A 12,749-nucleotide genomic window follows, 5' to 3' on the forward strand; every position below is an offset into this window, starting at 1 on the left:
TTTCCGGGCGGTTCCCGGGTGTCTGTTCTCGGTCGGTCACGAAAGGTCACCGGGGCCACGCCGACCCGGATCGGATTGCGCTAGTTCTCACTCATGCCCATCTGGTGCAACACCACCGTCTCGACCACGCCGACGATGGCGTAGAGCACGATCGACGACACGGTGATCACCACGACCGACGCCCACAGCTGGTCGTAGGCGGCGGCCGGAAGCGCTTGCTGCAGTGTCGCTCCCAGTCCCCGGTTGGTACCCAGCCACTCGGCGACGGTGGCGCCGATGATCGCACCCGGCACCGAGACCTTGGCGGCCCCGAACAGCGACGGCACCGCCGACGGGATCGCCGAGCGGCGCAACGCCGTCCACCGGCTGCCGCCGTACACCTCGATCACGTCGCCGAGATGTGTGGGGGCATTGGACAGTCCGGTCATGATCAGGACCAGGGCCGGGAAGAACACCACGATTCCGCCCATCACCGCGACCACCGCGACACCCCGTCCGACGACGAGCGTGATCAGTGGGGTCATCGCCACCAGCGGCACCGATCGCAGCAGCGTCGCGACCGGCATGAATGTCTGTGCGGCCGGACGGTATACGACGAACAGGGCGGCGGCACACAGCGCCGCGGCCATACCGGTGACGAATCCGATGGCCGAATCCTCGAGGGTGATCCACAGGTCGTCGAGTATCTGGCTCCGGGACTGCGCTGCGTCGGGCGCGGTGAACAGGTATGCGTACACATCGGCCGGCGTGCGGCCGATGATCGGCCCGATGTCGGGGAACGCCAGCAGGAACAACCACCAGATCACCAGGATCAACACCAGCGACAACAGCAGAGAGGAAAGGAATCTCGTTGCTGCCCATAGGCTTTGCGCTCCGGCGTTCATCCGAATACCGCCCGTCCCGACGACCATCGGGTCATCAGTCGTGCGAGGACCGCGACGATCGCGTATCCGATCCCGGCGGCGATGCCCGACAGCAACGCGATCGCCCACACCTGCGGGATGTCACCGGCCTGCTGGGCGATGATCATCGCCGGCCCGGCGCCACGCTCGGGCATGGCCAGGAACTCGCCGAGTACCGCGCCGAGCACCGCGGCCGGTGCGGCGATCTTCACCGCGGCCAGGGTGTTCGGCAGGGCGGCGACCGAGCGCACCCGCCACAGCTGCACGAACCGTCCGCCACCGTAGACCTTGACGAGGTCGAGGCTGCCCTTGTGCGGTGAGCGCAGACCCGACAGCGTGCCGATCATCGTCGTGAAGAACACCGAGATCGCCGCGAGGAACACGATCATCGTCTGCACCTGGGCGAAGGCCACCTGGATGATCGGGGCGACGGCGATGATCGGGGTGCAATAGGAGATGATCGCCAACTGGGTGGCGAGCGCCTCGACCGGCGGCAAGAGGATCACCAGCACGGCGAGCACGATCGCCAGCACGTTGCCCCAGAGGAAGCCGCGCAACGCCAGCGTCAGCGTCGCCGAGAAGTTGTCGACGTAGAACTGAAGTCCTTTGTCCCCGATTGCTTCACAGACGGCCCATGGGGTCGGGATGGTGCCGTGGAACCACTCGAGTGCGCCGGCGATCCACCACAGCACGATCAGCCCGAGAAGGCCGATCACGCCGGCGGCCCTATCCACGCACCGCTCCGGCGACCCCGGCGCCACCGGTCCCCCGGGCGCCGAACAACAGCCCCGACAGGTGATCGGTGAGGGCGTGGAACTCGGGCGTGCGCAACATCTCCGGTGTGCGCGGACGCGGCAGATCGATGGGCACCAGCTCGATGACGCGACCGGGGCGTGGACTCATCACCGCCACCACATCGGAGAGGAAGACCGCCTCGGCGATGCCGTGGGTGACCATCAGCGTGGTCGCCGGTTTCTCCGTCCAGATCCGCAGCAACTCGATGTTGAGGCGTTGGCGCGTCATGTCGTCGAGTGCGCCGAACGGTTCGTCGAGCAGCAATGCGGTCGGCCGCACGACGAGCGCCCGTGCGATCGAGACACGTTGGCGCATACCGCCGGACAGCGTTGCCGGCTTGGACTTCTCGAATCCGGTCAGTCCGACCAGTTCGATCAGGTCGGCGACGAGGTCGTCGTCGGCGGGGAGCCGGCCGACCTGCAGCGGCAACTTGATGTTGGTCTCGACCGATCGCCACGGCAACAACGCGGAGTCCTGGAATGCGATGCCGAGCTCGTGGTTGCGCTGCAACTCTTTTGGCGATTGCCCATTCATCAGTACGGTGCCCGACGACGGCGATTCGAGTCCGGCGAGGATGCGCAGCACCGTCGATTTGCCGCATCCGGAGGGCCCGAGCAGTGCCAGGAAGCTACCTTCGGAGGTCCGCAGGTCGACGTCGGTGAGCGCGGTCACCGACGACGCCCCACGGAGCCCGCGGGTGGTGAAAACCTTGGTCAGACCGGTGATGTCGAGGCCGGTGCCGGGTGGCCGCGGCGTGGTGGGGACCATGCGACGCCACGTTAGGAGTCCGGTATTTCCCTCCGATTACCGACCTGTAACCCTCGGGGGCGGCCGCATCGCCAGACCGATCTGCGCGACCATCGCATCGACCGCGAACTTGGGCTTGACGTTGACGTCGAGGGCGGTACGGCAGTCGAGTACCGCCTCGACGCAGCGCAACAACTGCTCGGGCGCGGCATAGGAGGCCATCGGCCAGGTGGTGTCGTCGGTCTTGTCCGGGTGCATCGGCGTCACTCGTGCACCCATCGACAGCACCAGCGCATCGCGGTAGAGCGCCGCGAGGTCGACGAGGGCGCGGTCGAGGACGTCGCGGCCCACCCGGGTGGCGCGCGACTTCTGCCGTTTCTCGAGTTCCTTCAACGCCCCGGCGCTGCCGCGTGGCGCGCGGGCCGTGCCCTTCCCGGTGCCACCGGCGCCGAGTGCGGTCTTGAGTTCGTCGGTTTCGGACCCGTCGAGTTCGGCGCTGATCGCCTTCGCGGCCGTATCCGCCGAACGCACCAGATCCTCGGCGGCCTTGTAGGCGGTCGAGTCGCGGGTGGCCGCCCGGGCGATTCCCAGGGCGGACTCGCGCTGGGCGCGGGCGTCGGCGTCGGTGGCCAGCCGCCGGGCCCGGCCGATATGCCCGCCGCAGACCGACGCCGCCCAGCGGGCCGCGTCGGCGTCGATGCCGTCGCGCGTGACGAGCACCCGTTCGATGTCGGCGACCGACGGGGTCGTCAGCGCGACGTGGCGGCACCGCGACCGCAGCGTCACCGAGATGTCCTCGGGATCGACCGACGGTGCGCACAACAGGAACACCGTGCGCGACGGTGGTTCCTCGACCACCTTCAGCAATGCGTTCGCGGCCTGTTCGGTCAGCCGGTCGGCGTCCTCCACGATGACGATCTGCCACCGGCCCGTCCCCGGCCTGCGCGAGGCGACCTGCACGATCTCGCGCATCGAGTCCACCGACAGACTCAATCCCTGCGGGACGATGTTGCGGACGTCGGCGTGGGTGTGCGCCAGCACCGTCTCGCAGGCACGGCATTCGCCGCACCCGACGACGTGGGGGTCCTGGCATTGCAGTGCCGCGGCGAAGCACGTCGCGGCGACCGACCGGCCGCTGCCCGGCGGACCGGTGAACAACCAGGCGTGGGTCATCGACGAGCGGCCCTGGTCACCGAGCTCCTCGTCGGCGGCGCCCGGCCCGAACATCGACACCGCACCTGCGGCGTTCTCGTCGAGACGGTTCGCGAGCCCGCGGGCGCCGGCCGCGGCCGCCCGCAGGTCGGCGACCACCCCGGCCTGCCCGATCATGCGGTCGAAGACATTTGTCACAACTTCACCCTAAACTGCACGTCGGACACGTCCGATTGGTCCACTCGCGTTTAGCACTTGCAAGCAGCCAGCTACCGTAGTTGACGTGATTGAGCGTCGGTCGTGGCTGTCAAAAGCCCTGTACACGGGGAAGTGGCTGGTCCGTACGCCCTGGCCGATCCTCGCACTCGACATGCTGCGGGCAAACCTCGTCGGCGCGCTGTTCACGTTTGCCTTCCTGCGGTTCGGGATGCCGGCCTCCGACTCGTTCCGGTTCAACGAGATCACCACCCTCAATCAAGTCATCTTTGTCGGCTATCTCGTGGTCGCGATGATCGTCGGTGCCTACCTGAGCATCCAGGTGTCGCTGCCGGTCCTGGTCTGGCACCGCCGCCGCACCCGACTGGACAACAAAGGCGCCCGACGCCGCGCACTACAGCTGCCGATGATCCTCTCGGCGATCAATGTCGGTATGTGGCTGGTCGGCGGCATCCTGTTCACCTGCGTGAATCTGACGGTGTCACGGCGCGACGCGTTCATCGTCGCGATGGCCAGCTTCATCGGCGCACTGGTGACGTGTGTGCTCAGCTTCCTGCAGTTCGAAAAGGTGTTGCGCCCCATCACCGTTGCGGCGATGGCCAACAACCCCGACAACGCGATAGCCCCCGGGGTCACCACCCGCATCACCGTGTTCTGGGTGATCAGCGTGGTTGCGCCGATGCTGGTGATCGTCGGCCTGATCACCATGCAGCGACTCGATTTCATCGAGACCGACGCGCCCGGTCTGCAGCGGCCGATCCTGTGGATGGCGCTCGCGTCGCTGGCGTTCAGCCTGCTGGCGATCGCGCGTGTGGTGGCCGCGATCAACGATCCGATCAAACAGCTGCGCCGCGCCCAGGCGAAGGTGTCCGAAGGCGACCTGAACGCCGCGGTGAAGATCTATGACGGCTCCGACATCGGGCTGCTGCAGGCCGGCTTCAACGACATGGTCGCCGATCTGCGGGAACGCCAGTTGCTGCGCAACCTATTCGGCCGGTACGTGGGTGAGGATGTGGCCCGCCGGGCCATCGAGACCGGTACCGAACTCGGCGGCGAGGAACGCTACGTCGGCGTGCTGTTCGTCGACATCGTCGGCTCGACACGCCTGGCGGTGAACCGGCCGCCGCGGGAGGTCGTCGACATGCTCAACGAGTTCTTCCGCGTGGTGGTCACCGTGGTCGGTCGCCACGGTGGCTTCGTGAACAAGTTCCAGGGTGACGCGGCACTCGCCATCTTCGGCGCGCCGCTGGATCTCGACGACTTCGCCGGGCGGGCGCTGGCCTCGGCCCGCGAACTACGCACGGAGCTCTACGCCACCCTCGGCGACACCGACATCGGCATCGGGGTGTCGGCGGGCAAGGCGATCGCCGGGCACATCGGTTCCGAGCAACGGCTGGAGTACACCGTCATCGGCGACCCGGTCAACGAGGCGGCCCGGCTCACCGAACTGGCCAAGGACGAGCCGACGCGCGTTCTCGGGTCGGCCCGGGCGGTGTTCCTGGCCGCCGAGGCCGAGGCCGAGAACTGGGACATCGGCGAGGGCGTCGAACTACGTGGCCGGGGCATCGAGACCCTGCTCGCGCGCCCGCACGCCGACCCGATGAACACCAGCCCCATCCCGGTCACCCACAGCTGACGCGCGGCCGGTGGCCGGCCCCTCAGGAGTCGTCGCCCGGTGCACTCTTCTCGGCTGCGGTCTTCCTGGCTGCGGTCTTCTTGGCTGCGGCCTTCTTCGCCGGTGTTTTCTTGGCCGGTGTCTTCTTGGCTGCGGCTTTCTTCGTCGGCGCCTTCTTGGCCGGCGCCTTCTTCTTCGCTGCCGCCTTCTTGGCGGTCTTCTTGGCCGGCCCACGGGCGCGACGGTCGGCGAGCAGTTCCATCGCCCGCTCCGGGGTGATGGTGGCCACCTCGTCGCCCTTGCGCAGACTCGCATTGGTCTCACCGTCGGTGACGTACGGACCGAAACGGCCGTCCTTGATCACCATCGGCGCACCGCTGACCTCGTCGTCCTTACCGAGCTCCCGCAGCGGCGGGGCCGCGGCCTGACGGCCACGACGTTTGGGCTCGGCGTAGATCTTGAGCGCCTCGTCGAGGGTGATCTCGAAGAGCTGCTCCTCACCGGTCAGCGACCGGGAGTCGGTGCCCTTCTTGAGATAGGGGCCGTACCGGCCGTTCTGGGCGGTGATCTCCTCACCGGACTCGGGGTCGGCGCCGACCACCCGCGGCAACGACAGCAGCTTGAGCGCATCGGCGAGCGTGACCGTCGAGACATCCATCGTCTTGAACAGCGAACCGGTCCGCGGCTTGGGCCCGGCAGCCTTCTTGGCCGTCTTCTTCGCGGTCTTCTTCGCCGCCGTCTTCTTCGCGGTCTTCGTCGCCGCGCCCCCACCGCCCGACGGTGTCTCGTCCAGCGGCACCACATCGCCGCCTGCCCCGCCGTCACGCGGCGTCGGCCCGGCCGGGATGGTGGCCGGCGCATTACCGCCACCCTCACCCTCGTCGTCGTCGGCGGGCAGCACCTCGGTCACATACGGACCGAAACGCCCCTCCTTCACCACGATCTCGTGTCCGCTCACCGGATCGGTACCGAGCGAACGACCCTCCTGCGGGGTGGAGAACAACTTCTCCGCCACCGCGAGAGTCAGCTCGTCGGGCGTCATGTCGGTGGGCAGGTTCGCGCGCTGCAGATCCGGCTCGGCCCCGCTCGCTGCGCTCCCGGCGGCCGTCACATCGGCCCCGCTCGCTGCGCTCCCGGCGGCCGTCACATCGGCCCCGCTCGCTGCGCTCCCGGCGGCCAGATCCCGTTCGAGGTACGGCCCGAAGCGTCCGACGCGGACATACACCGGGCGACCCTGCTCGTCGTCGAAGAGCCGGATCGAGTTCACGGCGCGGGCGTCGATCTCCTCGAGGTTCACCCCGACCAGCTTCTTCAGTCCCCCGTGCTTGGCGATATCGGCGCCGGCTACATTCGGCCCGCTCGCTTCGCTCCCGGCGCCGGCTACATTCGGCCCGCTCGCTTCGCTCCCGGCGCCGGCTATCTCCGCGTCGTGTTCGGCGCCGTTCGCGGCGTCGCCGAAATAGAACTCGGTGAGCCAGCGCGTGCGGTTCTCCTGGCCGTTGGCGATCTGGTCGAGATCGTCCTCGAGCGACGCGGTGAAGTCGTAGTCGACAAGGCTCTCGAAGTAGGCCTCGAGCAGCCCGACGACGGCGAATGCGACCCACGACGGGACGAGCGCATTGCCCTTCTTGATCACATACCCGCGGTCCTGGATGGTGCCGATGATGGAGGCATAGGTCGAGGGCCGGCCGATCCCCAGCTCCTCGAGCACCTTGACCAGCGACGCCTCGGTGAAGCGGGCCGGCGGGTTGGTGGAGTGTCCGTCGGCGTCGAGCGCGGTCGCGGTGAGCGACTGCCCCTGCGTCAGCTGCGGCAACCGATTCTCGGCGTCGTCGGCCTGGCCGCCGGCCTGATCGTCGACGGTCTCGACGTAAGCCGACAGAAAGCCCGGAAAAGTGATGGTGCGGCCCGACGCGGCGAATGTGCATTCCTCACCGCTGGAAGCGGTTCCGGTGATGCGCAAACTCAAGGTGGTGCCCTTGGCGTCGGCCATCTGGCTGGCGACGGTGCGCTGCCAGATCAATTCGTACAGGCGGAATTCGTCGGCCTGGAGCTGACCGGCGAGCTGACCCGGCGTACGGAACGTCTCGCCCGAGGGACGGATCGCCTCGTGAGCTTCCTGGGCGTTCTTGACCTTTCGCGTGTACTGACGCGGTGTCGGGTGAACGAAGTTGTCGCCGTACAGTTCTCGCGCCTGGGCGCGGGCGGCGTTGACGGCCGACTCACTCAGCGTGGTGGAGTCGGTACGCATGTAGGTGATGAAGCCGTTCTCATACAGGCGCTGCGCGATCCGCATCGTGCGGTCCGACGAGAACCGCAACTTGCGCCCCGCCTCCTGCTGCAGCGTCGAGGTCATGAACGGCGCATACGGACGACGCGTGTACGGCTTCTCCTCGACCGAGGTGACCGTCATGTCGGCGCGCTCGAGCGCGGTGGCGAGGGCGGTGGCGCGGGACCGATCGAGAACGACCACCCCGTCGGACTTCTTCAAGCCGCCCTTCGAGGTGAAGTCACGGCCGGTCGCCACCCGGACGTCGTCGACCGACACGAGCCGGGAAGTGAACGTCCGCGGGGTCGTCGAAGCGTCGGCGCCGATGTCCATGGTGGCGTCGATGTCCCAGTACTCGGCCGAGACGAACGCCATCCGTTCACGTTCGCGCTCGACGATGATGCGGGTGGCCACCGACTGCACGCGGCCCGCCGACAGCTTCGGCATGACCTTCTTCCACAGCACCGGCGACACCTCGTAGCCGTAGAGGCGGTCGAGGATGCGGCGGGTCTCCTGCGCGTCGACGAGGTCGATGTCGAGGTCACGCGGGTTCTCGGCGGCCGCCCGGATAGCCGGTTCGGTGATCTCGTGGAACACCATGCGCTTGACCGGGATCTTCGGCTTGAGCGTCTCCAGCAGATGCCACGCGATCGCCTCACCCTCGCGGTCACCGTCGGTGGCGAGATAGAGCTCGTCGACGTCACGCATCAACGACTTCAGCTCGGTGACCGTGGACTTCTTGTCCGGCGAGACGACGTAGAGCGGCTCGAAGTTCTCGTCGACGTTGACACCGAGACGCGCCCAGGGTTGCCCCTTGTACTTGGCCGGTACGTCGGCGGCGCCGCGCGGGAGATCGCGGATATGCCCCCGCGACGACTCCACCACATAGTTGGACCCGAGGTATCCGGCGATCTTGCGCGCCTTGGTGGGCGACTCGACGATTACGAGTCGCCGGATCGCTTTGCCGCTCGTGGAGCTCGTCGTGCTGGTCTCGGCCAACGGGGGTCCTTCGCTATGGAGTCGGTCCCTCGGCGCAGGAGGTTGTGCCGGAGGTGGAACCGCTCTGTGTCCGTCAGTGGGTTTGTACCTTATACATAGCGGCAATTGCACATCTGAATTCCCGGCAAGGTATACCCCAACCGGCCCCGAACCCGAATTCTCGTGACAAAACGCCTGGTCACACCGGTCGTGAAGGGTGCATCACATTTCTTCGACGCCACTGTCCCCCGTTCTGGCGACCGAGCCGGGAAATGCGACACGTTCACTGTGCGACCGGCCATTCACTTGCGGGTGCACCGGTCGGGGGCACCCCGATGTACTCGGCCAGACGCGAGAGCCGACGTCGCCCCGACACCCGCAAGGCGGGCGCCACGCTCCGGGTCCCGACCAGAGTGGGGGCGATCCCGGCCCGCATCAGCGCGGTGGCCAGTGGGGCATGCGATTGCGGGCAATGCGGGTCGAGTCCGAGGAGGTATTGGCCCCGCACGTCCTCGCGGCCGGCCGCGAGCACCCAGAACCGCAGGGCGCGCGGGGTGGGGACCCAGCCGGCGGGCATCGTCTTCACCGCGCCCGTGGACCAGCGGCGGTGGAGATCGTCGAGCCCTGATATCGATGCCGTTCGCGCGAGCGGGCTGCCCTCGTCGGAGCGGGTGACCTCGGCGTCGAGGCCGGTGGCCCGCATCTCGGCGGCGATGGCCTGCGCCCGCCAGACGTCGGCGACGACCACCGACACCCGCGTACCGCTCTTCGTGGACGCAGACTGGCCCGGACCGGCGAGCAGACCTGCCAGGTCGGCGACCCCTGGTTCGTCGGTCTCCGCCGAGAAGAACGCCAACTGACCCACGCCATGACACTACTGCGCAGCGACACTACTGGGACCGCGACACTACTGGGCAGCGACACTACTGGGCAGCGACACTTGGGCAGCGGCCACTGCTCCGGGCGGCACCGTACACAAAAGACCGCTCCCGGCCTGGATGATCCAGACCGGGAGCGGTGCGACAAACCTCTTCGCGTTACCGCGAGTTCATCTCAGACGGCGCGGACGCCCGTCGCCTGCGGGCCCTTGGTGCCCTGCCCGACCTCGAACTCGACACGCTGGTTCTCTTCGAGGGTGCGGAAACCGGATCCCTGGATCTCGGAGTAGTGGACGAACACGTCGTCAGACCCCTCGTCAGGGGCGATGAAGCCGAAGCCCTTCTCCGCGTTGAACCACTTCACAGTTCCCTGTGCCATTACTGCATTCCTTCACATTCGATCTGAACTCGGTACGACATTGACTCGCACCGTGGCCGGTTCTCACCGCCATACCTCGAAGATGCCCCGATGAACCGTGAACGCGGTTCGCTGAGGTAAAACTCAGTACCACGGCTGCAACCAGATTCCCCCGAACACCGCAGTGGCGATGTATCGGAAGAAGCTGCGGCCGCTGACAGTCAATCACGTTCGCCATCGATGCGATAGTCGCAGCAACCACCCTGAACGAAAATGTGGATGATTTCGGCAGTCCGACAATCAGCGCTAACATCTGCGTGGACGTCGCGCCAGGGCCGTACATACCGATCCGGTCTCGAATCACCCTCGCGGAGCACGAGAACCACTGCGAAGCACGAGAACCACTGCGGAGCAAGAACCACTGCGAAGCAAGAACCACTGCGGCGTCCGCGCGACACATGGGACGACAGACAACGATGACCATGCACACCTTTGGAACCGAGTTGCTGCGCCGATCACTCGCCGGCACCGAAGCGGACTCCGGTCCCCTCACCCATCTCTCTGTCATACCGTCGCGCACACCGACTTTCGGGCAGTGGCCGGAGTGGGTCGACGGTGCGGTGCGCGCCGCGTTCATCGACAACGGGATTCCGCGACCGTGGTCACATCAGGCCGCGGCGGCCGAGCATGCGCACGCCGGCCGGCACGTGTCCATCTCCACCGGCACCGCATCGGGGAAGTCGCTCGCATACCAGTTGCCGATTCTGAATACGCTGCTCACCGAACCACATTCGACCGCACTGTATTTGGCGCCCACCAAGGCTCTGGGCGCCGATCAGATCCGGGCGCTCTCGGATCTGACCGCGGGTCGCAGCGCATTCGCCCACCTCGCGCCATGTACCTATGACGGTGACACCGATCCGGAGATCCGGCATTGGGCGCGCGCCCATTCGCGGTGGATCTTCACCAACCCGGATATGCTGCACCTCGGCATCCTCACCGGGGTGCTGGCCGGCGGCTCCGGGTCGTCGGCGGGTCCGGTACGCGGGCAGTGGCGACAATTCTTGCGACACCTGCGCTACATCGTCATCGACGAATGCCACCACTACCGTGGCGTGTTCGGATCACATACGGCACTGGTACTGCGCCGACTGCTCCGGCTGGCACGGGCGTGCGGGTCGAATCCGACGGTGATCGCCGCCAGCGCGACCGTCGCCGATCCGGCAGCGGCACTGACCCGGCTGATCGGTGAGCCCGCGGTCGGCGTCACCGACGACGGTTCACCACGGGGCGAGCGCACCATCGCGCTCTGGGAACCGGACTTCATCCCGGGCATCACCGGTGAGCAGGATGCCCCCGTGCGCCGATCTGCCGGTGCCGAATCATCGCGACTGCTGGCCGATTTCGTCATCGAGGGCGCCCGCACCCTGTTGTTCGGCCGCAGCCGGCGCGGTGTCGAGATCGCCGCCCTGGGAGCCCGGAACCTCTTGGCGCACAGTGCACCCGAGCTGGTCGACAGGGTCGCGGCCTACCGGGCCGGATACCTCGCCGACGATCGGCGCAAGCTCGAGCAGGCGATCTCCGACGGCGAGCTCCTCGGCGTGGCGACGACCAACGCACTCGAGCTCGGCGTCGACATCAGCGGTCTGGACGCGGTCATCATCGCCGGCTATCCCGGCACGGTCGCCTCGTTCTGGCAGCAGGCCGGACGCGCCGGACGCCAACGCACCTCCGGTGATGCGCTCGTCGTCCTCGTCGCCCGCGACGATCCCCTCGACACCTATCTGGTGCATCATCCGCAGGCGCTGCTCGCCACCCCGGTCGAGGCACCGGTCATCGACCCCACCAATCGCTACATCCTCGGCCCGCACCTGCTGTGTGCGGCTACCGAATACCCGTTGCAGGACGACGAGATCGAGCGATGGCAGGCCGGCGAGATGGTGGCCGACCTCGCCGCGCAGGGATTGCTGCGCCGACGCCGGGCCGGCTGGTATGCCGCGCCCGGGGTGGACCCGCACGGCGACATCGACATTCGTGGTGGCATCGGCGGACAGATACTCATCGTCGATTCCACCACCGCCGAGTTGCTCGGCACCGTCGATGCCGGGCGCGCACCGGCCACCGTCCACCCCGGGGCCGTGCACATCCATCAGGGCCGCACCTACGTCGTCGACGAACTCGACCTCGACGACGGCCTGGCGCCGGCGCATCCGGACGAGCCGGACTGGACGACCACGGCGCGCGAGACCACCGAGATCACCATCACCGACGTCGTCGCACAGGCCCGCCACGGGGTGCTCACCACGGCGCTGGTGGACGTCGACGTCACCCATCAGGTGGTCGGATATCTGCGGACGCTGCCCTCGGGAGAAGTGCTCGACTCGATCGAACTCGACATGCCGCGTCAGACCCTGCACACCCGGGCGGTCATGTATACGCTGCCGCCCGAGGTACTCGCCGACGAGGGCATCGACGCCACCCGCCTGCCCGGATCGCTGCACGCCGCCGAGCACGCGGCGATCGGACTGCTGCCCCTCATCGCCACCTGCGACCGGTCCGACATCGGTGGGCTGTCGACGAATCTGCATCCCGACACCGGCCTGCCGACGGTCTTCGTCTATGACGGCTACCTCGGCGGCGCGGGCTTCGCCGAACGCGGCTTCACCCAACTGCAGACTTGGATCGCGGCCACCCGCGATGCCGTCGCAGGCTGCGGCTGCGAGAACGGGTGCCCGTCCTGCGTGCAGTCCCCCAAGTGCGGCAACGGCAACGATCCGCTCGACAAGGCCGGAGCGATCACCACGCTGTCGCTGATCTCACGGCTTCTCGTAGGCTGAGC

9 protein-coding genes are annotated in these 12,749 nt (G+C 67.5%); 2 read left to right on the top strand and 7 right to left on the bottom strand.

The window, feature by feature from the left end; translation table 11 throughout:
• Positions 1–80: 80 nt before the first annotated feature.
• The 4 genes from ACLQ3C_RS07030 to ACLQ3C_RS07045 are packed head-to-tail and all read right to left on the bottom strand — an operon-like array spanning position 81 to position 3,794.
• On the bottom strand, positions 81–884 hold the full coding sequence (locus tag ACLQ3C_RS07030) for an ABC transporter permease (protein WP_425704327.1): 804 nt from the start codon (positions 882–884) through the stop codon (positions 81–83).
• A complete protein-coding gene (locus tag ACLQ3C_RS07035) occupies positions 881–1,636 on the bottom strand; it encodes an ABC transporter permease (protein ID WP_425704328.1) in 756 nt (251 codons plus the stop codon). Before ACLQ3C_RS07035 ends, ACLQ3C_RS07030 begins: the two co-directional genes overlap by 4 nt.
• On the bottom strand, positions 1,629–2,465 hold the full coding sequence (locus ACLQ3C_RS07040) for an ABC transporter ATP-binding protein (RefSeq protein WP_425704329.1): 837 nt from the start codon (positions 2,463–2,465) through the stop codon (positions 1,629–1,631). Before ACLQ3C_RS07040 ends, ACLQ3C_RS07035 begins: the two co-directional genes overlap by 8 nt.
• 36 nt (positions 2,466–2,501) lie before the next feature.
• A complete protein-coding gene (locus tag ACLQ3C_RS07045) occupies positions 2,502–3,794 on the bottom strand; it encodes a DNA polymerase III subunit delta' (protein ID WP_425704330.1) in 1,293 nt (430 codons plus the stop codon).
• Positions 3,795–3,966: 172 nt separating this feature from the next.
• Between ACLQ3C_RS07045 and ACLQ3C_RS07050 the strand changes: the two genes are divergently transcribed.
• The gene (locus ACLQ3C_RS07050) at positions 3,967–5,448 is read left to right on the top strand and encodes an adenylate/guanylate cyclase domain-containing protein (RefSeq protein ID WP_425704447.1); all 1,482 of its coding nucleotides are present in this window, start codon (positions 3,967–3,969) and stop codon (positions 5,446–5,448) included.
• A 22-nt stretch (positions 5,449–5,470) separates the two neighbouring features.
• On the opposite strand, the gene topA is transcribed toward ACLQ3C_RS07050, so the two are convergent.
• The 3 genes from topA to ACLQ3C_RS07065 all read right to left on the bottom strand — a co-directional run bounded on the left by topA (position 5,471) and on the right by ACLQ3C_RS07065 (position 9,931).
• Positions 5,471–8,695: a type I DNA topoisomerase gene (topA, locus tag ACLQ3C_RS07055; protein ID WP_425704331.1), complete on the bottom strand. Its 3,225-nt coding sequence runs from the start codon at positions 8,693–8,695 to the stop codon at positions 5,471–5,473.
• A 262-nt stretch (positions 8,696–8,957) separates the two neighbouring features.
• Positions 8,958–9,539 (bottom strand): hypothetical protein, encoded by a 582-nt coding sequence (locus ACLQ3C_RS07060; RefSeq protein ID WP_425704332.1) that lies wholly within the window; start codon positions 9,537–9,539, stop codon positions 8,958–8,960.
• A 188-nt stretch (positions 9,540–9,727) separates the two neighbouring features.
• Complete coding sequence (locus tag ACLQ3C_RS07065; protein WP_004022110.1) at positions 9,728–9,931, bottom strand: cold-shock protein; 204 nt, start codon at positions 9,929–9,931, stop codon at positions 9,728–9,730.
• 455 nt (positions 9,932–10,386) lie between these two features.
• Here ACLQ3C_RS07065 and ACLQ3C_RS07070 point away from each other — a divergent pair, with 455 nt between their 5' ends.
• Positions 10,387–12,747, top strand: coding sequence for a DEAD/DEAH box helicase (locus ACLQ3C_RS07070; RefSeq protein ID WP_425704448.1), 2,361 nt, complete (start codon positions 10,387–10,389; stop codon positions 12,745–12,747).
• The last annotated feature ends 2 nt before the right edge of the window (positions 12,748–12,749 follow it).

It is taken from the genome of Gordonia sp. DT30 (assembly GCF_049844915.1).
In the GTDB taxonomy this organism is placed as follows: domain Bacteria; phylum Actinomycetota; class Actinomycetes; order Mycobacteriales; family Mycobacteriaceae; genus Gordonia.

What these genes read in the sequence shown, in the direction of transcription:
- ACLQ3C_RS07040 (WP_425704329.1), bottom strand. Translation starts at nt 2,465, where the DNA reads ATGGTCCCCACCACGCCGCGGCCACCCGGCACCGGCCTCGACATCACC.
- ACLQ3C_RS07050 (WP_425704447.1), top strand. Translation starts at nt 3,967, where the DNA reads ATGCTGCGGGCAAACCTCGTCGGCGCGCTGTTCACGTTTGCCTTCCTG.
- ACLQ3C_RS07070 (WP_425704448.1), top strand. Translation starts at nt 10,387, where the DNA reads ATGACCATGCACACCTTTGGAACCGAGTTGCTGCGCCGATCACTCGCC.
- ACLQ3C_RS07065 (WP_004022110.1), bottom strand. Translation starts at nt 9,931, where the DNA reads ATGGCACAGGGAACTGTGAAGTGGTTCAACGCGGAGAAGGGCTTCGGC.
- ACLQ3C_RS07030 (WP_425704327.1), bottom strand. Translation starts at nt 884, where the DNA reads ATGAACGCCGGAGCGCAAAGCCTATGGGCAGCAACGAGATTCCTTTCC.